This is a genomic window from Hydrogenophaga sp., from assembly GCF_022844385.1.
GTDB lineage: Bacteria > Pseudomonadota > Gammaproteobacteria > Burkholderiales > Burkholderiaceae_C > Hydrogenophaga.
In genome coordinates, this window is the sequence record NZ_JALHLX010000002.1 from 44,866 (window position 1) to 68,544 (window position 23,679).

Genomic DNA, 23,679 nt, shown 5'->3' on the forward strand with positions numbered 1-23,679 from the left:
TGATTCCTTTGTGTCATCCACCGAAGGGTGGTGTGAAGGCAGCTTAGGCAGGCCATTCACCTGCGTCGGTGCGTTGACCGACATAGACCAACGGCGCGTTCAGGGGCGCGCGGGCTCGGTCTTCCACTCGCGGAAAAAACGGATGCGCTCGTCGTGGTCGGGGTGGCTGGAGATGGCGATCGGCAGCGCGGCGCTGTCATCGCCGTCATCGCCGTCATCGTCCTGGTCGGCCTGTTCCTGTTGTCGGATGCGCTCGAAGAACGCCACCATGACCGATGGGGACACACCGCTTCGATCGAGCAGCTGCGCAGCGAAGGCATCGGCCAAGCGCTCGGCATCGCGCGAATAGGCCTGCGTGGCCAGGGTGGCGGGCACGGTGGCCAGGAAGCCGCTGGCGTCGCCCAGCACCACGCCCACCAGCGCACTGATCAGGCTGGCGCGCACCATCAAATCCAGGCCGTGGCGGTGGTGCACATGACCGAGCTCGTGCGCCAGCACACCAACAATGGCATCGGGCTGGTCGGCCAGCAGCTTCACCAGGTCGTCGGTGATCACGATGTACCCGCCGGGCAAGGCGAACGCGTTCGCGCCCAAGGCTTTGGACTGGTGGAACGAAAGCTGCCAGACCGGCGCGTCGCCCTGGGGATGGGCGCGCTGCACGGCCGAGGCGAAACGCTCGCGCAAGGCTTGCTGTTGCTGCGCGGGCAGCATGCTCGGCTGCAGAAACAAGCGGTCCAGTTGCTGCATGCCTTGTTCACCCAGGCGCGCCTCCAGCGAGTGCGGCACCTGCTGCGCCAGCGCCCGACTCAGCCACGGCACACCCCAGACCCACGCGGCACCGAGAAACACCACGCTGGCCCCCATGGCCACCAGCGTGGCGCGCCAGCTCTGCATCCAGCCCACCACCGCGGCCTCGCGCGGGCCACTGGCCTGCCGCCAAGCGTCCCACGCCCCTGCATCGGCGTGCTGGATCAGGCTGCCGTCGGGCAGCTCGGTCTGGCGCTGACCGTGCGAGCGGCGTTCGGCCCAGCGCACCTGGCGCACCGGGTAGCGGCGCTCGCCGCTCACCAGCGTGAGCACAAGCTCGTTGCCTTCGATGCAGAGCTCGCAGACCTGCGCACGCGGGCTCTGACCGTCGAACCAGGTGCTGAGCAGGCGCGGCGCTGTGCTCATCACAAGCCCATGTCGATGCCGAAGAAGTCGCCCGCCGCGTCGCCCAGAATGCCTTTGTCGCCGCCCTGCGCCTTGGCAAGCCAGGCGTTCACGTCGCCCTGCACCGAAACGCCCATGGCCTCCAGCCGCAGGCGTGCGGTGTTGACCTTGGCAAACGGCCAGTACAGACCCAGCGTGAGTGCAATGAGCAGCCAGTTCTTCGCTGTCAGCAGCATCAGGGGAACAAACCTCAGTTGGCTGTCGAAACGGATGCGTCGGCTGCGGGTCTGCCCCCACAGCAGGTTCTGCAGGCGCGATGTGGTGTAAGGCATGAGCACCAGCGGGAACACCAGGTAAGCCAGGGCCAGCAGAAAGGGCAACATGATCACGGCCGCACCCGAGGAAGCACCCATGACCGCCGCCACGATAACGCCCACCCCGGCGAGCAAGGCCGAACACAGCAAGGACACGCCCATCACGCGGAACGAAAACCCATAGAAAGCCCCCAGGCCGGCGTCCAGCCGCGTGCGCTGTTGCGCGAACACGTAGCCGCCGTGCTGGTAGCGCTTGATGCGCGCCAGCAGCCAGGGCGACAGCGCGGCCATGGCCAGCACCATCAGGCCGGTGGCCGCAGCAAACACGGCGCCGGCTGCGCCTTCGTCCGCGCCCTGCGTGGCCGATGCCGCAAAACCGATCACGAATCCGACCAGCACCACCGGGATGAAGAACGGCAGCATGCACAGGTAAGCACCCTTGAGGTCGCCTTCGAAAGACATGCGCACGCCACGCCAGCTGGTGTTGCGCAGGCGGAACTGCAGCGATGCGCGCCACAGCGCGGGCCACAGCACCGCGAGCAGGAGCAAGGGCAGCCATGCAAAGGCTGGCGCAAAGTTCGACACGGCCCAGTACGACACACCGAACAGCAGCATGAGCAGGTAGCCGCGGAACATCTTCCAGGGGTCGCCGTGAAACCCCAGCGGGTCGCGGCCCACCAGCGTGTTGTTCTGGAAATAAGCGAGTCGACGCGCGCGGGCAAACGGCCAATACAGCGTGAGGGTGACCAGGGTCAACAGCAGGTTGACGATCCAGATGCGGAAATACTCGCTGCCCGAGCCGGTGAAGCGGATGTCGAGCGGGTGGGCCGGTTCGCTGCTGGGCAATCGGCTGTCGGGCAGGACCTCGGTTGCTTCAAACTCGCTGTGTTGTGCCATCCCATCCCTCCTGGTGGTTGAAAATTTGGCCGCGATCCTAGCATCAAAAATTCGTACCAATGACCTACCCCCGGCAGATGTACCCCATGCCGCTGGCCGCACAAAACCGGTGTCCACAAAACCCGGCACACTCACCCGCATGAGTTCCCCCTCCCCCTCCGACCGCCCCAAAGCCACCACCCCCACCTCACTCAGCGGCCTGCTGCCGTTTCTGCGGCCCTACCGCCTGCAGATCGGTCTGGCCATCCTGTTCCTGGTGCTGGCCGCTGCGGCCACGCTGGCGTTTCCGCTGGCCTTGCGCTTTCTCATCGACAGTGGCCTCGCACCAGCCGGGCGAGGCGAGCAGGCGCTGGCGCTGCGCGGCCACTTCGCAGCCTTGTTCGGCGTGGCCGTGGCGCTCGGCTTCTTCTCGGCCATGCGTTTTTACCTGGTGAGCTGGCTGGGTGAACGCGTCACCGCCGATTTGCGCAACGCGGTCTACAGCCATGTGCTGCGGCAAAGCCCGCAGTTCTTCGAGACCACACAAACCGGCGAAGTGCTCTCGCGCCTGACCACCGACACCACGCTGGTGCAGACGGTGGTGGGCTCCTCGCTCTCCATGGGCCTGCGCAACGCGGTCATGGGCATCGGCGCATTGATCATGCTGGTGTGGACCAATCCCTATGTGATGCTGCAGGTGCTGCTGATCATCGTGCTGGTGGTGCTGCCGAGCATGTGGTTTGGCAAACGCGTGCGCAAGCTCTCGCGCGCCAGCCAGGACCGCGTGGCCGACTCCAGCGCGATCGCCGCCGAGGTGCTGAACGCAATTCCAGTGGTGCAGAGCTACACGGCTGAGGACCGCGAGGCAGCTCGCTTCAACGAGTCGACCCAGTTCGCCTTCGACACCGCGATCAAGCGCACGCGAGCCCGCTCGGTGCTGGTGGCCTTCATCATCATCACCACCGCCGGCCTGTTGCTGTGGGGCCTGTACCAGGGCACGCAGGCGGTGCTGGCAGGCACCATCACGCCCGGTCACCTGGGGCAGACCGTGCTTTACATCATCATCCTGGCCGGTGCGGTGGCCGTGCTGGGTGAAGTCTATGGCGACCTGCTGCGCGCCGCGGGCGCCAGCGAGCGCCTGATGGAGCTGCTGGCCAGCGCCTCGCCGGTGCAGTCACCCGCACAACCGTTGAAAGCGGCCACGCCGCAAGGCGGCAGCGCGCTGGTGTTCGACGACATCACCTTCCATTACCCCTCGCGCCCGGCGCAGGCCGCGTTGGCGGGTTTCAATCTGGCGGTGCAACCCGGGCAGACGGTGGCGCTGGTGGGGCCCAGTGGCGCCGGCAAAACCACTGTGTTTGGTCTGCTGCTGCGCTACTACGACCCCGCCCTGGGCACGATCCGGCTGGACGGAGTGCCCATCCACCAGATGAGCCTGCACGAGCTGCGCAACCGCGTGGGCATCGTGCCGCAGGACCCGGTGATCTTCTCCAGCAGCGCGATGGAAAACATCCGCTACGGCAAGCCCGGCGCGAGCGACGCCGAGGTCCGCGCCGCCGCCGCAGCGGCCTTTGCCGACGAGTTCATCGACCAGTTGCCCGAGGGCTACGACACCTTCCTGGGCGAACGCGGTGTGCGCCTCTCGGGCGGCCAGCGCCAGCGCATTGCCATTGCACGCGCCATGCTCAAGAACCCACCGCTGCTGCTGCTGGACGAAGCCACCAGCGCGCTGGATGCACAGAGCGAGCGCATGGTGCAGGCCGCGCTGGAATCGGCCATGAAGGACCGCACCACGCTGGTGATTGCGCACCGCCTGGCCACCGTGCAGCAAGCCGACCTGATCGTGGTGCTGGACCACGGCCGGCTGGTGGAACAGGGCACGCACACCGAGCTGGTGGCGCAAGGCGGCGTGTACGCCGGCCTCGCCGCTCTGCAATTTCAAGTCTGATCAGCTAGCCGAGCTGGCGCAGCTCGCGCAGCGCAACCGAGACAGGCGCCAGATCGGGCGCCAGACTCGCGATGCTCTCGTGCATGTCGTTGATGCGCGCGATCGCCTTCGCATGTTGCTCCTGCCACTCGGCCAGCGTCTGCTGGCTGCTGAGCAGCGAGTGCACCAGCTGACCGGCAATCGAATACACGTCGTCGCGCGCACTGGCGCGGGCCTGCGACTGCCACAGCGAATCGGTCGGCAGTTGGCCGATGCGCTGACGCCAGCGGTCCAGGCCCAGCGTGTTCTCGATCGCAAAGTAGGTGCGCGCCGCCTGCTCCAGCGTGCTGCCGGCCTTGGCCGCCACGTCCACCAGGTCGAGCACCGGGTACAGGTGGTCCAGCACGGTGAGGTCCTCAGCGAGTTGGGCGTCCACCCCGGCCTGCACCAGGCGGGCGCTGGCGGCTTGCCATGAGGCCAGCGCGGTTGCGGGCAGCCACTGCTCGACGTGCTCTCGCAGCATGCGGGCCGCAGGTCGGTACTTGGCAATCAAGGTGGGCAGGTCGCCCTGGCCGCGGTGGCGCAGCATCCAGCGGCTGGCGCGCTGCGCGATGGTGGCCAGCTGCGTGAGCAGGCTCAGCTGCAGCTCGGTCGTGACCTTGTTGTCCAGCGCGTCGATCTGGTCCCAGATCGGCTCCAGCGCAAACACCTCACGCGCCAGCGTGTAGGCGCTGACCACCTCGGCTGCGGTGCACGATGCCTCATTGGCCAGGAAGTTGACGAAGGTCGCGCCCACCCGGTTGACCACGGTGTTGGTCATGAAGGTGGCAATGATTTCGCGCTTGAGCGGGTGTTGCGCAATGGCGTCCGCATGGCGCTCGCCCAGCACCGCGGGGAAATACATCTTGAGAACACGCGCGAAGAACGGGTCGTCGGGCAGGCTGCTCGCGCACAGCTCGTCAAACAGGTTCATCTTGGCGTACGCCATGAGCACGGCATTCTCGGGACGGGTCAGGCCCTTCCCTTCGCGCTTGCGTTTGGCCAGTTCCTCGTCGACGGGCAGGAACTCGATGGCGCGCTTGAGCAGGCCGATGTGTTCGAGCCAGCGCATCAGGTTTTGCTGTCCATCGAGCAGGTACACGGGCCGGGTGGCGGCCAGCTCGATCTGCTGCGTCTGGTAGTAGTTGTCCTGCAGCACGAGCAGCCCAACCTCGTCGGTCATGCTCGCCAGCAGGTCGTTGCGGCTCTCCAGCGTGAGCCCACCGGCTTCCTGCACGGCGCCCAGCAGGATCTTGATGTTGACCTCGTGGTCGGAGCAGTCCACGCCGGCGGAGTTGTCGATGGCGTCGGTGTAGATCAGGCCGCCGGCCTGGGCGAATTCGATGCGGCCGTTCTGCGTGCAGCCGAGGTTGCCGCCTTCGCCGAACACCTTGCAGCGCAGCTCGTTGCCGTTGACGCGGAAGGCGTCACCCGCCTTGTCGCCCACCTGGGCGTGGCTCTCGTAGCTGGCCTTCACATAGGTGCCGATGCCGCCGTTGTAGAGCAGATCCACCGGCGCCTTGAGGATGGCGTTGAGCAGCTCGTTGGGCGCCATGGCGGTGGCCTCGGTGCCGATCGCGGCGCGCGCCTGCGGGCTCAAGGGGATGGACTTGGCGCTGCGCGGGAAGACGCCACCGCCCTCGCTGATGAGCCCCTTGTCGTAGTCGTCCCAGCTCGAACGCGGCAGTTTGAACAGGCGCTCGCGCTCGGCAAAGCTGGCCGCAACGTCGGGGCTCGGGTCGATGAAGACGTGGCGGTGGTCGAAGGCCAGCACCAGCTTGATTTGGGTGGACAACAGCATGCCGTTGCCGAACACGTCGCCCGACATGTCGCCGATGCCGGCCACGGTGAAGGGCTGGGTCTGTGTGTCCACGCCGAGGCCGCGGAAATGGCGCTTGACCGACTCCCAGGCGCCGCGCGCGGTGATGCCCATCTTCTTGTGGTCGTAGCCCACCGAGCCGCCGGAGGCGAAGGCGTCGCCCAGCCAGAAGCCGTAGGCGGCGCTCACGCTGTTGGCGATGTCGCTGAAAGTGGCCGTGCCCTTGTCGGCGGCGACCACCAGGTAGGGGTCGTCCTCGTCGTGTCGCACCACATCGGTTGGCGGCACCACCGCCCCCTGGACCATGTTGTCGGTGATGTCGAGCAGACCCGACAGGAAGGTCTTGTAGCAAGTCACGCCTTCGGCCAGAAAAGCCTCTCGATCGCTGGCGAGTGGCGCCTTCTTCAGCACGAAGCCGCCCTTGGAGCCCACCGGCACGATCACCGTGTTCTTCACCATCTGCGCCTTCACCAAACCCAGGATCTCGGTGCGGAAATCTTCGCGCCGGTCGGACCAGCGCAGGCCACCGCGTGCGACCTTGCCGCCACGCAGGTGCACACCCTCGACGCGCGGGGAGTACACCCAGATCTCGAACAAGGGTTTGGGTTCTGGCACGTTGGGAATGTCGCGCGGGCTGAGCTTGAAGCTCATGCACTCTTTGCCGAGCTGGTAGGCGTTGGTGCGCAGCGTGGCCTGGAGGGTGCTGAGGAACTGGCGCAGCACGCGGTCTTCTTCCAGACTGGCCACCTCGGCGAGTTGGGCTTCCAGCACTTGCACTTTGGCATTGATGCGCTCCGCGCGCGCGTCGGCCTTCGCCGGGTCGAAGCGCGTCGCGAACAACTCGGCCAGGCCTTGCGCGATCGCCGGGTTTTTGTTCAGCGTGTCTTCGATGTAGCTCTGGCTGAACGCGAAGCCCAGTTGCTTGAAGTAGCGCACATAGGCGCGCAGCACGGAAATGGCGCGGGCATCGAGTTCGGTGGAGAGCACCAGGCGGTTGAGGGCATCGCTCTCCACCTCCTGACGCCAGACCGCGTGGAACAGTTCCTCGAAACGGAACTTGAGGCGATCCACGTCCAGCGGCTGGGCAAACTGCAGGCCCCAGTCGTGGATCCAGTAGCCGGGTGCAGCGAGGTGGTAAGGGTGCTCATCGAGGACACGAGCCCCCATGGACTCCATCACCGGCATGGCGTCCGACAGGGTGATCTTCTGCGTGGCGTAGGTCTTCAAGCGCACCTGCCCCTGGCGCTCGTAGAGCTTGAGCGCGAGGGGGTGCTGTTCGCTCAGTCCGCAGAGCACGGCCGCGTCACTGGCGGCGGTGTCGGCGTCGAAGTGCTCGCGGTAGGCGGTCGGGAACGCGGCCACCACCGCCTCCAGCCCGCTGGCGTTGCGACCGTTGTGGGCGACGAGCAGCACGGCGTTCACACCGTCCACCCAGCGCTTGCAGGCCTCGGCCACACGGGCTTCGAGCGCGGCCAGGTCCACCTGCGCCGGCAGCCTGTCGTTGGCGCGCACGATGTAGTGGATGCGCGCGAGCGCGCTGTCGGTGAGCATGGGCGTGAACTCGACCGACGCCGCGTCGAAGGCCTCGGTGAAAATCGCCCCGAGCTTCACCCGCAGCTCGGTGGTGTACACATCGCGCGGCACGTACACCAGCAGCGACGCCAGGCGGCCGAAGGCGCCGCGGCGCATGAAGAGACGCACACGTTGGCGCTCCTGCAAGCGCAGGATGCCCATGGCGTGTTGCTCCAGCGTGGCGGCGTCGATCTGCAGCATCTCGTCGCGCGGGTAGGTCTCCAGGATGGCCTGCAAGGCCTTGTGCGCATGGCTGCCCGTGACCACGCCGGCATGGGCCATCACCTGTGCCACATGCTGGCGCACCACCGGGATCTGCTCCACCGACGCGGCATACGCCGCCGAGGTATACAGGCCCATGAAACGGCTTTCGCCCACCAGCTGGCCGCTGGCGTCCAGGCGCTTGACGCTGATGACATCCAGCCAGGCCGGGCGGTGCACGGTGGAGCGGCTCATCGCCTTGGTGGACAGCACCAGACCGGGGTCGGACACAAACTGCTCTGCGGGCTGGGCCGGCAGAACCTGGGTGCCAGGGGCCTTGAGCAAGCCCAGCGCCGTGCCCGGCACAGGCACCAGCACCTTGCCCTTGAGCTCGTAGTCTTCGGCCGCCAGAAACGTGAAGTGGCCTTGTTCGAGCCAGGTCAGAAAGGACTTGGCTTCGTCGGCCACCGAAGCGTCCAGTGCGGTGAAGCTGGCGTTGAGCACCTGCACGCGAGAGAGCATGGCGCGCCAGTCCTGCACGGCCAGGCGGACATCCTGCAAGGTGTCCTCAATGGTTTTGCGCAGCGCAAGCGCCTCGGGGTCGGAGGCAAGCCGGTCGCACTCGACCAGGATGCACGAGACCACCTGCCCCTCGCCAGCGCCGGCCTGTGCAGCGCCGATGATCTCCACGACATGGCCGGCCGCGTCGCGCGTGACGCGCAACAAGGGATGGACGATCCAGTGCAAGGTGCGCCCGCTTCGGTTGACCGCCATGCCCACCGAGTCCACCAGAAACGGCAGGTCGGGGTGCACGATCTGCAACACGTGCGTGCCGCTCTCGGGTGCCTGCTCCCGGGACAGATCCAGGATCTGAACGCGCACCTCGCCCGCTGCCGAGGCGCTCAGCAACGCCTGGTGGGCAGCGGCCATGGTCTGCAGCAGGGCGGGGTCGCGACTGCGCAGCTCCTCGGGATCGGCGGCGGCAAAGTACAGGTCCTGGAAACTCGGGTTCATGGTCGGCATCCGGTCAAGCAAAGGGTGGGCAGGCTGAGCGCGATTCTAGGATTGCCCCAGCGGGCAAAACTGCCCCAGACAAGGATTGCATGGCCCCATGCCATGGCTTCATGCGACAAACGCATGATGCGCCTGCGCGCGTGACTTCGCCATGAAAAAAACCCCGCAGGGCGGGGTTGGATGGAGTCTGGATGGCGGCTACAAAAGCGCTACTGAAGGGTTTCCTTGACCGCTGGCACCAGGGGGAGCGCGATCACCTCGATGCCCTCCTCCAGCATGGCCAGGGCTTCCTGGGGACTGGCCTCGCCCCGGATGTTGCGATGCTCGGTCTCGCCGCTGTGCATCGCGCGGGCCTCGTCGGCAAAACGCTCGCCCACATCCTCGGTGTTCGCCACCACCTCGCGCAGCGCCCTGAGCATGCGGGCCTGCAGGGCAGCGAGCTCGGAACTCGTGGCGTGGTTGCTCATCGCCACGGACGTGCCGGTCGGCATGGACGGTAGGGGCTCATCTCGCCCGGAACGCAGGTTCAGGCGCGGCGCCGAGAGCTTCTTGTGGATGTGCGCATCGCCACACAGCGGGCACGTGACCAGGCCACGACCCAGCTGGCTCACGAAGTCGTCTTCGGAGCCAAACCAGCCTTCAAATTCGTGCTGGTGAGCGCATTGGAGGTTGAGAACCTTCATGAGCTGGATTGTCCCGCCAAAAGCGAGGTCGCTGCATCCTTCCATGCCAGCGGCCATTCGCCGCTCTGCACGTTCTGCAGCCACATCGACCCGATGAGCGTCTTGCTGTCGATCACCTCACCGCTGAAACACCAGGCCCGAAGCTCGGCAGGCGTGGCGGTGAACACGTCGAGAAACTCGCCGTCGTCAAGCTGTCGCTCGCCGAGCGAGAGACCACGTGCGAACCAGATGTCGATGGTCTCGTCGGAGTACGCCACGGTGGGCGCCAGGCGGCCGGCACAGGCCCACTCGCGCGCGCTGTAGCCGGTTTCCTCCAGGAGTTCTCGCTGCGCGCACATGAGGCTGTCCTCGCCTTCGTCGAGCTTGCCGGCGGGGAATTCGATCATCACCGACTGCATGGGGTGGCGAAACTGGCGCTCCAGCACCACACGGCCATCGTCGAGCAGGCCGATGACCATGACCGCACCGGGGTGCAACACGTATTCGCGTGTGGCCTCGGCGCCATTGGGCAGGCGCACCGTGTCGCGCACCACGTGAAGGAAGTTGCCGCGCAACAGCTCGGTGCGCAAGAGCGGCGTTTCGATCAGGTGGCTGTCGTCGTTCATGTCAGTGCCGCACGGCCGCCCGAAGGCAATGACTCGCCCCCTCGGGGGGCAGCGATAAGTGAAACGATGAGCGTGGGGGTGAGCAACTCAACCCCGGTGGCGGTAGAGGTAGCGGTAGACGAAGCCGGGAAAGGCCAGCGTGATGAAGAGTGCGCCGGTGGTCGCGTAGAACTCCCAGCCCTGGGGTGCGATCTGCCCGGCGCGCTGCTCCAGCCCAAGGCCAATGGCACCCACGATGAAATACATCAGCACCAGCTCGGCCAGCCGGATCCACAGCGTCTTGGGCAAGCTGCGCGGAATCACGGCGAGCCACCGTTCGTTGACAAAGGGCAGGTTGGCCGCCACCAGTGCGGCGATCAACACCAGCCAGACAGAAAAGCTTTGGTTCATGGTGAAGGTGTGAGCCGGCCCCACCGGTGAAGTTCACCGCTGCGGGCCCAGAGGTTTCAGGCGAGCAGCGCGGCCACCGCCTGTGCGCACAAGGCCATGAGGCCACCGGGCAATATGCCCAGCAACAGCACCAGCGCACCGTTGACCGACAGCACCGAGCGCGCGTCCAGTCCGGCCTCGATCTCCGCGGTCTGCGTGGGCGCGTCGAAGTACATGACCTTGACCAGGCGCAGGTAGTAAAAGGCACCGATCAACGACATGATCACGGCGAACACAGCAAGACCCACGTAGAACACGCCGCTGGAAGCCAGCAGGGCCTGCAGCACCGAGAGCTTGGCGTAAAAGCCCACGAGAGGCGGCACACCGGCCAGCGAGAACATGCAGATAGCCATGACGCCGGCGTAGAGCGGGCTGCGCTGGTTCAGGCCGGCCAGGTCGCTGATGTTCTCCGATTCAAAGCCACTGCGGGAGAGCAGCAGGATCACGCCGAAGGTGCCCAGCGTGGTCAGCACATAGGTGATGACGTAGAACATGGACGAGCTGTAGGCGTTGGCCATGTTGCCGGTATCACCGTTCACCACGCCGGCCAGCAGGCCGAGCAGCATGAAGCCCATCTGCGCAATGGTGGAAAACGCGAGCATGCGTTTGAGGTTGGTCTGGGCAATGGCAGCAAAGTTGCCGACCAGCAGCGACATGACGGCGAGCACACCCAGCATCTGCTGCCAGTCGAAGGCGAGCGGTTGAAGGCCTTCGACCAACAGGCGAATGACAATGGCGAACGCCGCCAGCTTGGGCGCGCCGCCGATCATGAGCGTGACGGCCGTGGGTGCACCGTGGTACACGTCGGGCACCCACATGTGGAAGGGCACCACGCCGAGCTTGAAGGCCAGACCGGCCACCACAAACACCAGACCGAGCGTGAGCACCTGGGCCGAGCCCTTGAGGGTGGCTTCACCGCCGGCAATGGCCTGCATCACCTCGGGCAGCGCCAACGAGCCGGTGGCGCCGTACACCATGGACAGGCCATAGAGCAGGAATCCGCTGGCCAAGGCGCCCAGCACAAAGTACTTCATGGCCGCCTCGGTGGCCTGCACATCGTCGCGGCGCAGCGCCACGAGGGCGTAGCTGGAAAGCGTGAGCAGTTCCAGGCCGAGGTAGATCACCAGAAAGTTGTGGCCCGAGATCATGACGAACATGCCCAGCAACGCGAACATGGACAGCGTGAACATCTCACCGCCGCGCAGCATGTCGCGCTGGCCAGCGTAGCCACGGCCGTAGACCAGCGTGACCATCATGGCGATTGTGGCAAAACACTTGAGCCAGTTGCCCAAGGGGTCGCTGACGATCATGCCGCCGAAGCCAGGGGTGGTGGTGCCCGAGACCGCAGCCATGGCAAGCAGCAACGCAACCGCGCCCAGCGACAGCAAGGTGAGCGCATAGGTCGCAGTGCGCAGAGCCGACTTCACCGACAGGTCGGCCAGCGCAATCACGCAGGCCATCGTCAGCAGAAGGATTTCAGGGTAGGCCGCGACCCAGCTGAGCTTGTCAATCATTGTTCGTTCTCTTGTGTCGTGTGGCGGGCCGGGCTCACTGGGGCAGCTTGGAAACCGCCACGTGGCGCAGCAACTCCGCCACGGAAGCGTCCATCACGTCGGTGAAAGGCTTGGGGTACACGCCCATGAAGAGCACCGCCACCGCCAGCACCGCCATCACGAGGAATTCGCGCGCATTGAGGTCGACCAGGTTCTTCACGTTGTCGTTGCCCACCGCACCCAGGTAGACGCGCTTGTACATCCACAGCGAGTAAGCGGCGCCAAAGATCAGCGCCGAGGCGGCGAGCAGACCAATCCAGAAGTTGGCTTTCACCGCCGCCAGAATCACCATCCACTCGCCCACGAAACCGGCCGTGCCCGGCAGGCCGCAGTTGGCCATGGTGAACAGCAGCGCAAACGCCGCGAACTTGGGCATGGTGTTGACCACGCCGCCGTAGTCGGCGATCTCGCGCGAATGCACGCGGTCGTACAGCACGCCGATGCCCAGGAACATGGCAGCCGACACAAAGCCGTGCGCGATCATCTGCACGATGCCGCCCGACACGCCGAGATCGCTGAACACGAAGAAGCCCAGCGTGACGAAACCCATGTGCGCCACCGACGAATAAGCCACCAGCTTCTTCATGTCCTGCTGGACCATGGCCACCAGGCCCACGTAAATCACGGCCACGAGCGACAGCGCGATCATGAGCCATGCCCATTCTTGCGAGGCGTCGGGCAGGATGGGCAGTGAGAAGCGCAGGAAGCCATAGGCACCGAGCTTGAGCATGATCGCCGCCAGCACGGCGGAGCCACCGGTGGGGGCTTCCACGTGCACGTCGGGCAACCAGGTGTGCACAGGCCACATCGGCACCTTCACCGCGAAGGCCGCGAAGAAGGCAAAGAACAGCAGGGTCTGGGCGGTGCCGCTCAGCGGCAGCTGGTACCAGTCGGCCAGTGCAAAACTACCGCCGGACACGGTGTAGAGGTAAATCAAAGCCACCAGCATCAGGAGCGAGCCGAGCAGCGTGTACAGGAAGAACTTGAAGGCCGCGTAGATCTTGTTCGGGCCGCCCCAGATGCCGATGATCAGGTACATCGGGATCAGTGTGGCTTCGAAGAATACGTAGAACAGCATCGCGTCCTGCGCGCTGAAGACACCGATCATCAGACCCGAGAGGATCAGGAAGGCGCCCATGTACTGGTTCACGCGTGTGGTGATCGACTCCCAGCTGGCCACGATCACCACCACGTTGATGAACGCGGTCAGCAGGACCAGCCACAGCGAGATGCCGTCCACACCCAGGTGGTAGTGGATGTTGAAGTTCTCGATCCAGGGGGCCTTTTCAACGAACTGCAGCGCAGCCGAGCCCACCTCGAAGCCGGTGTAGAGCGGCACCGTGACCGCCAGGCCCACCACCGCACCCACCAGCGCGATCCAGCGCACCATGGGTGCCTGGTCGTCACGGCCCAGGGCCAGCAGCACGACGCCAAAAGCGATGGGCGTCCAGATGGCAAGGCTCAGCAAACCCATGATGTTCTTCTTCCTCTTGTTTTATTTGGCGAGCCAGACGAAGTACGTCATGAACAGCAGCACACCCACGATCATCATCAGCGCGTAGTGGTACAGGTACCCGGTCTGCGCGCGGCGCACCACGCCGGAGACCAGGCCCACCAGCTTCCAGCTGGCGTTGACCACGCCGCCCTCGATCACCCCCCGATCGCCGCCCTTCCACAGACCGATGCCCAGACCGCGCGCGCCTTTGGCGAGCACGTTCTCGTTGAACCAGTCCAGGTAGTACTTGTTCTCCAGCACCACGACCAGCGGACGCAAGGCGCGCCCGATGGCCGCCGGCACGGCCGGGTTGATCAGGTACATGTACCACGCGCTCACCGCACCGGCCAGGGCCAGGTACAGCGGCGGCGTGAACAAGGCATGGGAGACCATGGCCAACGGGCCGTGGAATATCTCGGCGAACTTAGCCATGGCGGGGTGGGCCGCGGCGTTGATGAAGATCGCGTCCTTGAAGAAGTCACCGAACAGCATGGGCTGGATGGTCATGAAGCCGATCACCACCGAAGGGATGGCCAACAGCACCAGCGGCACCGTGACGACCCAGGGAGACTCGTGCGGCTTGCTGTCATGGCCATGCCCGTGGTCATCATGGTGACCATGGTCGTCGTGGTGGGCGTCCGGGTTCTGGTCGTAACGCTCCTTCCCGTGGAACACCAGGAAGTAGAGGCGGAACGAATAGAAGGAGGTGACGAACACACCGGCGAGCACCGCAAAGTAGGCGAAACCCGACGCCGGCAGGTTGCTGAAGTGCACCGCCTCGATGATGGAATCTTTCGAGTAGAAGCCCGAAAAGAAGGGTGTGCCGATGAGTGCGAGCGTGCCCAGCAAGGACGTGATCCAGGTGATGGGCATGTACTTGCGCACGGCACCCATCCAGCGGATGTCCTGGTTGTGGTGCAGACCCATGATCACCGAGCCAGCCGCCAGGAACAGCAGCGCCTTGAAGAAGGCGTGGGTCATGAGGTGGAACACCGCGACCGAGTAGGCCGATGCGCCGAGCGCCACCGTCATGTAGCCCAGCTGCGAAAGTGTGGAGTAGGCCACGATGCGCTTGATGTCGTTCTGGATGATGCCCAGGAAGCCCATGAACAACGCGGTGATGGCGCCGATGATCATGATGAAGTTCAGCGCCGTGTCGGACAGCTCGAACAGCGGCGACATGCGCGCCACCATGAAGATGCCGGCCGTGACCATGGTGGCCGCGTGGATCAGCGCCGAGATGGGCGTGGGGCCTTCCATGGAGTCGGGCAGCCACACGTGCAGTGGGAACTGCGCGCTCTTGCCCATGGCGCCGATGAACAGGCAGATGCAGATGACGGTGATCAGCAGCCAGTCGGTGCCGGGGAAGCCCATGGCGCCGAGTTCGGGTGCCTTGGCAAACACCTCGGTGTAGTTCAGCGTGCCGGCATAAGCCACGATCAGTCCGATGCCCAGGATGAAGCCGAAGTCGCCCACACGGTTGACCAGGAAGGCCTTCATGTTGGCGAAGATCGCCGTGGGCTTGTTGAACCAGAAACCGATCAGCAGGTAGGACACCAGGCCCACCGCTTCCCAGCCAAAGAACAGCTGCAGCAGGTTGTTGCTCATGACCAGCATGAGCATGGAGAAGGTGAACAGCGAGATGTAGGCGAAGAAGCGGTTGTAGCCCTTGTCTTCTTCCATGTAGCCGATGGTGTAGAGGTGCACCATGAGCGAGACGAAGGTGACCACCACCATCATCATGGCGGTCAGGCCATCGACCAGGAAGCCGATTTCCATCTTCAGACCACCAACCACCATCCAGGTGTAGAGCGTCTCGTTGAAGCGGGCACCGTCCATGGCCACGCTCTTGAGCGTCATCGCCGACAGGATGAAAGCGATCAACACACCCAGGATGGTGATCGTGTGCGAGGCGCGGCGGCCAATGACGTTGCCGCCGAAGGTGGTCCCGAGGATGCCGGCGAGGGCCGCGCCGATCAGCGGCGCCATGGGGACGGCGAGCAGGGTGCTGGCAGAGAGGGTGGTGCTCATGGTGTTCTTGTCCTGGGGCTGGGGCTCAGCCTTTGAGCGTGTTGAGCTCTTCGACGCTGATCGAATTCTTGTTGCGGAACAGCAGCACAAGGATGGCCAGACCGATCGCCGATTCGGCAGCGGCCACGGTCAGGATGAAGAACACGAACACCTGGCCGTGCATGTCACCCAGGTAGTGCGAGAACGCCACGAAATTCATGTTGACCGCGAGCAGCATCAGCTCGATGGCCATGAGCAGCACGATCAGGTTCTTGCGGTTAAGGAAAATGCCGACCACCGACAGCGCGAACAGGATCGCGCCGACAGCGAGGAAATGGCCCAGGGACACGCTCATGATGGTTTCCCCTCCTCGGTGTTCACCGCAACGACCGCGGGTGCGGCTTTCTGCGTGGCGTTCATCGGCAGCACCACCAGACGGTCCCGGGCGCGCACATGCACCTGAAGGCCGGGGTTGATGGCCTTGCTGTCCTTGCGCTGGCGCAGGGTGAGCGCAATGGCGGCGATCATGGCCACCAGCAGGATCACGGCGGCCACTTCGATGGGGTACAGGTACTCGGTGTAGAGCAGCAGGCCAAGTTCACGCGTGTTGGAGTAGTTGGCCGCGTTGATGCCGGTGTTCACTGCATCGGGGTTGGCCGCAAGACTCGGGAAGCCGACAAACAGCACGGCGATGAGCTCGGCCGCCACAAAACCGCCGAGGATGGCAGCGAGCGGAAAGTGCTTCCAGAAACCCTTGCGTACACCGTCCATGTTGATGTCGAGCATCATCACGACGAACAGGAACAGCACCATCACCGCACCCAGGTACACCAGCACCAGGGTGATGCCGAGGAACTCCGCCTTCAGCAGCAACCACAACGCAGACGCCTGCGAAAAAGCCAGCATCAGGAACAACACAGCGTGCACAGGATTGCGCGCGGTGATGACGCGGAAGGCTGCAAACAGCAGCACCGCGGCAAAGAGGTAAAAAAAGCCGGTCTGGTAATCCATGGCGTTGTTCTTGTGTCGTCTGTTCCGGGCAGTTCCGGACTCAGAACGGATCAGCGGTAAGGGGCGTCGGCGGCCCGGGCAGCGGCAATCTCGGTCTCGTAGCGGTCGCCCACGGCCAGCAGCATCTCTTTGGTGAAGTACAGGTCACCGCGCTTTTCGCCGTGGTACTCGAAGATGTGCGTCTCGACGATGGAGTCCACCGGGCAGCTCTCTTCGCAGAAGCCGCAGAAGATGCACTTGGTCAGGTCGATGTCGTAGCGGGTGGTGCGGCGCGAACCGTCGTCGCGCACGTCCGACTCGATGGTGATGGCCATGGCCGGGCAGACCGCTTCACACAGCTTGCACGCGATGCAGCGCTCTTCGCCATTTTCGTAGCGGCGAAGTGCATGCAATCCGCGGAAACGCGGCGACAGCGGCGTCTTTTCTTCGGGAAACTGCACCGTGATCTTGCGCTTGAAGGCGTAGCGACCGGTCAGGGCCATGCCCTTGAACAACTCCACCAGCAGGAAGCTGTTGAGGAAGTCGCGGAACGAAAACGGTGCCACGACCGCAGGGGATGCGACGGGGTTGGCAGTGATGGTGGACATGGTCAATCGCCCTCTTTATTTCCAGAGGTTCCACGACGTCTGCATCAGACCGCCGACGAGCAGCAGGTAGATGAGCGTGACGGGAATGAAGATCTTCCAGCCCAGACGCATGATCTGGTCGTAGCGGAAGCGCGGAAAGGTGGCGCGGATCCAGATGAACATGGACACCACGACGAAGGTTTTCAGGCCCAGCCAGATCCAGCCGGGAATCCAGTTGAACAGCGCACTGTCAATGGGTGGCAACCAGCCACCGAGGAACATCAACACCGCCAGCACCGAGATCAGCCACATGCTGGCGTACTCAGCCAGGAAGAAGATGGCGAAGCCCATGCCCGAGTACTCGACCATGTGACCCGCCACGATCTCGGCCTCGCCTTCGACCACGTCGAACGGATGGCGGTTGGTTTCGGCCACGCCCGAGATGATGTAGACGAAGAAGATGGGCAGCAGCGGCAGCCAGTTCCACGACAGGAAGTTCAGGCCTTGCGAGGCGGCCATGCCGCGCGCCTGGGAGTTCACGATCTCGACCAGGTTCAGACTGCCTGCAGTCATCACCACGATCAAGAAGCAGAAGCCGATGGCGATCTCGTAGCTCACCATCTGGGCCGACGCGCGCAGCGCACCGAGGAAGGCGTATTTCGAGTTCGAAGCCCAGCCCGCGATGATCACGCCATAGACCTCGATCGAGGTGATGGCCAGGATCACCAGCAGACCCGCGTTCACATTGGCCAGCACGGCTTCGGGGCCGAAGGGCACCGCCACCCAGGCGGCCAGCGCGGGCATGATGGCCATGATGGGACCGAGGCGGAACAGCCCGTTGCTCGCAGCGCTCGGACGGATCAGTTCTTTGGTCAGCAGCTTGAGCGCATCGGCAATCGGCTGCAGCAGACCGAAGGGGCCCACGCGGTTGGGTCCGTGACGCACCTGGATCCAGCCGAGCAGCTTGCGCTCCCACAGCGTGAGGTAGGCCACTGCGCCCATCAGCGGCGCCAGCACGGCCACGATCTTGATCAGGTTCCACAAAACGGGCCAGGCCGCCGTGGTCCACCATGGGGCGGCAATCAGACCCAGGCCGCCGTTGTACATCGCGTCGATCATGCGTGCACCTCGTCAGCGATCAGGGTGGCGCGAGCGTCGGCGGTCAGTTGCAGCGCAGGAGCGCGGCGCACCAGACCATCGAGCTGGTAGATGCTGGCCACGCAGGGTTCTGCCACGGCAGGAGAAAGATCGATCGATGCGGCGCTGGCGTTGTTCAGGCGGGCAGCGTCCACAACGGCGCCACTGGCCACACCCGGCAACGCGCTGGCCAACACAGCCTGCGACGAGTCGGCATCAAATCCGGCCAGGCCCAGCAGGTTGCCCAGCACGCGGATCACTTTCCAGGCCGGGCGCGTTTCCCCCAAGGGGCGCACGACCGCGTGGAAGCTCTGCAGCCGGCCTTCGGCGTTGACGAAGGAACCCGAGGTTTCGGTGAAGGGAGCGACCGGCAGCAACACGTCGCTGATGTCGAGGTTGGTCTTGAACGGGCTGAGCGTGACAACCATGCCAGCCGAGGCCAGACCTTGGGTGCCCGCAGCGCTGTCGTGCCCGGGTTCGGTGTTCAGCAGAACCAGCGCCTTCAGAGCACTGCCCAGCATCTGGCCGGCGTTCAAGCCGCCCTGCCCCGGCACGGCGTTCACAAGTTGTGCGCCCACGGTGTTGGCGGCTTCGCTCAGGTAACCCACGCTGGCGCCGGTCTGCTGAGCAATCCAATTGGCCAGCGACAGCAAGCTGGCTGCTTTTTCGTGGTGTGCGGCGGCGTTGCCGAGCAGGATGGCCTTGTGCTCGCCACCCAGCAGCGACTTGGCCACGGCACGGTGTGCGTCGGTCGCGTCGGCTTTCACCGGCGCACTCGCACCGGTCTCGGCGGCGATGGCCGCAGCAATACCCGCCAGCGCCGACACCCAGACGTCACAGTCGGCCAGCACCACGTTCTTGAGCGGCATGGCCCAGTCCTGCGCCACGGCGTTGAGCACGTTGACCTGCGCACCCTTGCGCTGTGCCTGACGGATGCGCTGCGCGAACAGCGGGTGGTCCTTGCGCAAGTTGGAGCCGACCACCAGCACACGCTGGAGGTTGGAGAGTGATGCAACGGGCAAGCCGAGCCAGCGCGCCGCACCCGCAGGGGCGGCGTTGGAAAAATCGGCGTGGCGCAGACGCGCGTCGATGTTCTGGCTGCCCAGACCGCGCACCAGCGCGCCGGCCAGGGCCAGCTCTTCGAGCGTGCTGTGCGGGCTGGCCAGCAGGCCGATGGAAGCGGCGCCGTGTTCGTTCTTGACCTGCTTCAGGCCATTGGCCACGTATTCGAGCGCGGTCTGCCAGTCGACCGTCTTCCATTCACCGCCCTGCTTGATCATGGGCGCGGTCAGGCGGTCTTCGCTGTTGACGGCTTCGTATGAGAAGCGGTCGCGGTCGGCGATCCAGCATTCGTTGACGGCTTCGTTTTCCAACGGCACCACGCGCATGACCTTGTGGTTCTTCACCTGAACGATCAGGTTGGCGCCAGTGGAATCGTGCGGGCTCACGCTCTTGCGGCGGGAGAGCTCCCAGGTACGTGCGCTGTAGCGGAACGGCTTGCTGGTGAGCGCGCCGACCGGGCAGATGTCGATCATGTTGCCCGAAAGCTCCGAGTCGACCGTGTCGCCCAGCACCGTGGTGATCTCGGCGTGTTCGCCGCGGTGGATCATGCCGAGCTCCATCACGCCGGCCACTTCCTGGCCAAAGCGGACGCATCGGGTGCAGTGGATGCAACGGCTCATCTCCTGCATGGAAATGAGTGGGCCCACGTCCTTGTGAAAGACGACGCGCTTCTCTTCTTCGTATCGCGAACCCGAACTGCCATAGCCCACGGCCAGATCCTGCAACTGGCACTCGCCGCCCTGATCGCAGATGGGGCAGTCCAGTGGGTGGTTGATGAGCAGGAACTCCATCACCGACTGTTGCGCCTTGATGGCCTTGTCGCTCTTGGTGCGCACGATCATGCCTTGCGTGACCGGCGTGGCGCAAGCCGGCATGGGCTTGGGTGCCTTCTCCACGTCCACCAGGCACATGCGGCAGTTGGCCGCGATGGACAGTTTCTTGTGATAGCAGAAATGCGGAATGTAGGTGCCGGCCTTTTCGGCCGCATGCATGACCATGCTGCCCGGGGGCACTTCCACCTTCTTGCCGTCGAGTTCGATTTCAACCATGGTGTTGCTTTTCTTCAAGCTTGGGCCGGTGCGTTGGCCGATGCGATCTTGGCCTCGAACTCGTGCCGGAAATGTTTGATCATGGCGCGCACCGGCATGGCCGCAGCATCGCCCAGGGCGCAGATGGTGCGGCCCATGATGTTTTCGGCCACGTTGTCCAGCAGCGCCATGTCGGCCGGGCGGCCTTCGCCCTCGTCGATGCGACTGACCATGCGCCAGAGCCAGCCCGTGCCTTCGCGGCACGGGGTGCACTGGCCACACGACTCGTGCATGTAGAAGTAGGACAGGCGCTTGAGCGACTCGACCATGCACCGGCTGTCGTCCATCACAATCACCGCGCCCGAGCCCAGCATGGAACCGGCCTTGGCGATCGAGTCGTAGTCCATGGTGCAGTCCATCATGATGGACGCCGGCAACACCGGCGACGAGGAACCACCGGGGATCACAGCCTTGAGCGTGCGGCCCTTGCGCACGCCACCGGCGAGCTCGAGCAGCTTGCTGAAAGGTGTACCCATCGGCACTTCGTAGTTGCCCGGCATCTCCACATCGCCGCTGACCGAGAAGATCTTGGTGCCGCCGTTGTTGGGCTTGCCGCAAGCGAGGTACGCCGCGCCGCCGTTGCGGATGATCCAGGGCACCGCCGCGAAGGTCTCGGTGTTGTTGATCGTGGTGGGCTTGCCGTACAGGCCGAAGCTGGCGGGGAACGGTGGCTTGAAGCGGGGCTGGCCTTTTTTGCCTTCGAGCGATTCGAGCAGCGCGGTTTCTTCGCCGCAGATGTAGGCACCGAAGCCGTGAAACGCGTGCAGCTGGAAGTTGAAGCCGCTGTCCAGGATGTTGTCGCCCAGCAGGCCGGCGGCCCGGGCCTCTTCCAGCGCAGCTTCGAAGCGGTCGTATGCCTCGAAGATCTCGCCGTGGATGTAGTTGTAGCCCACGCTGATGCCCATCGCGAAGGCGGCAATGGCCATGCCTTCGATCACGATGTGCGGGTTGTACATGAGGATGTCGCGGTCCTTGCAGGTGCCCGGTTCGCCCTCGTCGGAGTTGCACACCAGGTACTTCTGTCCCGGGAACTGGCGCGGCATGAAGCTCCACTTCAGTCCGGTGGGGAAACCAGCACCACCGCGACCGCGCAAGGCCGATTCCTTCAGGGTGGCGATCACCTGGTCCTGCGTCATACCCACCACCGGTGGGTCACCCGCCGGCTCGGCGCCGTCCTTGCCCAGCACCTTGCGCAAGGCCTGATACCCGCCGCGCGCCACGTAGTCCTTGAGCGACCAGTTGCCGCCATCGAGGTCGGCGTAGATCTGGGGATTGATGTGACGGCCGTGGAAGCAGGTTTGCACGCCGTTGGCACGGAACTGCGAAAGGATCTGTTCGGCGTTCATGACTGTCCCTCTGAAGCACGCAGGCCGTCAATCAACTGGTCCAGCTTGTCGTTGCTCATGAAACTGCACATGTGGCGGTCGTTGACCAGCATCACCGGCGAGTCGGCGCAGGCGCCGAGGCATTCACTTTGTTGCAGGGTGAACAAGCCGTCTGCGGTGGTGCCGCCCATGGTGATGCCGAGCTTGTGTTCAAGATGGTGCAGCGCGTTCTGGCCGTCGCGCAGCTGGCACGGCAGGTTGGTGCAGACGTTGAGCTTGAACTTGCCCACCGGCTGCTGGTTGTACATGTTGTAGAAAGTCGTCACCTCGTGCACGGCGATCGGCTCCATGCCCAGGTAGGCGGCCAGCGAGGCTTCGGCCCCCGCGCTCACAAAACCCATCTCTTGCTGGATGATGGACAGGCAGGCCATCACAGCCGACTGCGCCTGATCGGCCGGGTATTTGGCGACTTCGCGCGCGAAGCGCTCCTGGGTGGCGCTGCCGAATTCAACTGCGACAACTGCGTGGCCGGTGCTCATCGGTCGATCTCCCCGAAAACAATGTCCATGGTGCCAATGATGGCCACCGCGTCGGCCAGCATGTGGCCGCGCGCCATCTCGTCCATCGTGGCCAGGTGCGCAAAACCAGGTGCGCGGATCTTCAGACGGTAAGGCTTGTTGGCGCCGTCACTCACCAGGTAGATGCCGAACTCACCCTTGGGGTGCTCGACCGCTGCGTAGGCTTCGCCTTCGGGCACGTGGAAGCCTTCGGTGAACAGCTTGAAGTGGTGGATCAGCTCTTCCATGTTGGCCTTCATGGCCTCGCGGGCGGGTGCTGCCACCTTGTGGTTGTCGGTGATCACCGGGCCGGGATTGGCGCGCAGCCACTTCGAGCACTGTTCGATGATGCGATTGGACTGCTTCATCTCTTCCATGCGCACGAGGTAGCGGTCGTAACAGTCACCGGTCTTGCCCACGGGAATGTCGAAGTCCATCTCACCGTACACGTCGTACGGCTGCTTCTTGCGCAGGTCCCAAGCGATGCCGGAGCCGCGCAGCATGGGACCGGTCATGCCCAGGTTGAGAGCACGTTCAGGCGTGACCACGCCAATGCCCACGGTGCGCTGCTTCCAGATGCGGTTGTCGGTCAGCAGCGTGTGGTACTCGGCGAGATACGTGGGGAAGCGCTTCGTGAAGTCGTCGATGAAGTCGAGCAGCGAACCCTGGCGGTTCGTGTTCATCTGCTCCATGGCGCGCGCATTGCGGATCTTGCTGTGCTTGTACTGCGGCATGCTGTCCGGCAGATCGCGGTACACACCACCCGGACGGAAGTAGGCCGCGTGCATGCGCGCACCCGACACCGCCTCGTACATGTCGAACAGGTCTTCGCGTTCGCGGAACGCGTAGATCAGGATGGTGGAGCTGCCGCAATCGTTGCCGTGCGAGCCCAACCACATCAGGTGGTTGAGCAGGCGCGTGATCTCGCTGAACATCACACGGATGTACTGCGCGCGGATCGGCACCTCGATGCCCAGCAGCTTCTCGATCGCCAGACAGTAGGCGTGCTCGTTGCACATCATCGACACATAGTCCAGCCGGTCCATGTAGGGCAGCGACTGGATGTAGGTCTTGTGCTCGGCCAATTTTTCGGTGGCGCGGTGCAGCAGGCCGATGTGCGGATCGGCGCGTTGCACAACCTCGCCGTCAAGCTCGAGCACCAGGCGCAGCACGCCGTGAGCGGCCGGGTGCTGCGGACCGAAGTTGAGGGTGTAGTTCTTGATTTCAGCCATGACGATGTCGCA

The 23,679-nt window shown here is 64.5% G+C and carries 18 protein-coding genes; 1 reads left to right on the forward strand and 17 read right to left on the reverse strand.

What is annotated here, in order from left to right:
- Window positions 1–99: 99 nt before the first annotated feature.
- On the reverse strand, window positions 100–1,173 hold the full coding sequence (locus tag Q0C59_RS00800; protein ID WP_291210475.1) for a M48 family metallopeptidase: 1,074 nt from the start codon (window positions 1,171–1,173) through the stop codon (window positions 100–102).
- The gene (locus Q0C59_RS00805; RefSeq protein ID WP_291210479.1) at window positions 1,173–2,363 is read right to left on the reverse strand and encodes a YjgN family protein; all 1,191 of its coding nucleotides are present in this window, start codon (window positions 2,361–2,363) and stop codon (window positions 1,173–1,175) included. The genes Q0C59_RS00800 and Q0C59_RS00805 overlap by 1 nt, the downstream gene beginning before the upstream one ends.
- A 139-nt stretch (window positions 2,364–2,502) precedes the next feature.
- On the opposite strand from Q0C59_RS00805, the gene Q0C59_RS00810 reads away from it, so the two are divergent.
- Entirely contained in the window at window positions 2,503–4,290 is a 1,788-nt protein-coding gene (locus tag Q0C59_RS00810) for an ABC transporter transmembrane domain-containing protein (protein WP_291210481.1), read from the forward strand.
- A gap of 4 nt (window positions 4,291–4,294) precedes the next feature.
- Here Q0C59_RS00810 and Q0C59_RS00815 read toward each other — a convergent pair whose 3' ends face one another.
- The 15 genes from Q0C59_RS00815 to Q0C59_RS00885 all read right to left on the reverse strand — a co-directional run bounded on the left by Q0C59_RS00815 (window position 4,295) and on the right by Q0C59_RS00885 (window position 23,667).
- A complete protein-coding gene (locus Q0C59_RS00815) occupies window positions 4,295–8,914 on the reverse strand; it encodes an NAD-glutamate dehydrogenase (protein ID WP_291210484.1) in 4,620 nt (1,539 codons plus the stop codon).
- 209 nt (window positions 8,915–9,123) lie between these two features.
- On the reverse strand, window positions 9,124–9,597 hold the full coding sequence (locus Q0C59_RS00820) for a DUF1178 family protein (RefSeq protein WP_291210487.1): 474 nt from the start codon (window positions 9,595–9,597) through the stop codon (window positions 9,124–9,126).
- Entirely contained in the window at window positions 9,594–10,202 is a 609-nt protein-coding gene (locus tag Q0C59_RS00825; RefSeq protein WP_291210490.1) for an NUDIX domain-containing protein, read from the reverse strand. Before Q0C59_RS00825 ends, Q0C59_RS00820 begins: the two co-directional genes overlap by 4 nt.
- Before the next feature lie 87 nt (window positions 10,203–10,289).
- Complete coding sequence (locus tag Q0C59_RS00830) at window positions 10,290–10,592, reverse strand: DUF2818 family protein (RefSeq protein WP_291210493.1); 303 nt, start codon at window positions 10,590–10,592, stop codon at window positions 10,290–10,292.
- A 56-nt stretch (window positions 10,593–10,648) separates the two neighbouring features.
- A complete protein-coding gene (nuoN, locus tag Q0C59_RS00835; RefSeq protein ID WP_291210496.1) occupies window positions 10,649–12,145 on the reverse strand; it encodes an NADH-quinone oxidoreductase subunit NuoN in 1,497 nt (498 codons plus the stop codon).
- Window positions 12,146–12,179: 34 nt separating this feature from the next.
- Complete coding sequence (locus tag Q0C59_RS00840; protein ID WP_291210498.1) at window positions 12,180–13,658, reverse strand: NADH-quinone oxidoreductase subunit M; 1,479 nt, start codon at window positions 13,656–13,658, stop codon at window positions 12,180–12,182.
- Between the two features lie 21 nt (window positions 13,659–13,679).
- Window positions 13,680–15,710, reverse strand: coding sequence for an NADH-quinone oxidoreductase subunit L (gene nuoL, locus Q0C59_RS00845; protein WP_291210500.1), 2,031 nt, complete (start codon window positions 15,708–15,710; stop codon window positions 13,680–13,682).
- A gap of 25 nt (window positions 15,711–15,735) precedes the next feature.
- The gene (nuoK, locus tag Q0C59_RS00850) at window positions 15,736–16,044 is read right to left on the reverse strand and encodes an NADH-quinone oxidoreductase subunit NuoK (RefSeq protein ID WP_291210503.1); all 309 of its coding nucleotides are present in this window, start codon (window positions 16,042–16,044) and stop codon (window positions 15,736–15,738) included.
- Window positions 16,041–16,700 (reverse strand): NADH-quinone oxidoreductase subunit J, encoded by a 660-nt coding sequence (locus Q0C59_RS00855; RefSeq protein WP_291210506.1) that lies wholly within the window; start codon window positions 16,698–16,700, stop codon window positions 16,041–16,043. Before Q0C59_RS00855 ends, nuoK begins: the two co-directional genes overlap by 4 nt.
- Before the next feature lie 50 nt (window positions 16,701–16,750).
- Window positions 16,751–17,287, reverse strand: a complete 537-nt coding sequence (gene nuoI / locus Q0C59_RS00860; protein WP_069046932.1) for an NADH-quinone oxidoreductase subunit NuoI — start codon at window positions 17,285–17,287, stop codon at window positions 16,751–16,753.
- A 15-nt stretch (window positions 17,288–17,302) separates the two neighbouring features.
- Entirely contained in the window at window positions 17,303–18,385 is a 1,083-nt protein-coding gene (nuoH, locus tag Q0C59_RS00865) for an NADH-quinone oxidoreductase subunit NuoH (protein WP_291210511.1), read from the reverse strand.
- The gene (gene nuoG / locus Q0C59_RS00870; protein WP_291210514.1) at window positions 18,382–20,514 is read right to left on the reverse strand and encodes an NADH-quinone oxidoreductase subunit NuoG; all 2,133 of its coding nucleotides are present in this window, start codon (window positions 20,512–20,514) and stop codon (window positions 18,382–18,384) included. The genes nuoH and nuoG overlap by 4 nt, the downstream gene beginning before the upstream one ends.
- Window positions 20,515–20,528: 14 nt before the next feature.
- Entirely contained in the window at window positions 20,529–21,899 is a 1,371-nt protein-coding gene (gene nuoF, locus Q0C59_RS00875) for an NADH-quinone oxidoreductase subunit NuoF (RefSeq protein ID WP_291210517.1), read from the reverse strand.
- A complete protein-coding gene (gene nuoE / locus Q0C59_RS00880) occupies window positions 21,896–22,417 on the reverse strand; it encodes an NADH-quinone oxidoreductase subunit NuoE (RefSeq protein ID WP_291210520.1) in 522 nt (173 codons plus the stop codon). The genes nuoF and nuoE overlap by 4 nt, the downstream gene beginning before the upstream one ends.
- The gene (locus Q0C59_RS00885; RefSeq protein ID WP_291210523.1) at window positions 22,414–23,667 is read right to left on the reverse strand and encodes an NADH-quinone oxidoreductase subunit D; all 1,254 of its coding nucleotides are present in this window, start codon (window positions 23,665–23,667) and stop codon (window positions 22,414–22,416) included. Before Q0C59_RS00885 ends, nuoE begins: the two co-directional genes overlap by 4 nt.
- Between the last annotated feature and the right edge of the window lie 12 nt (window positions 23,668–23,679).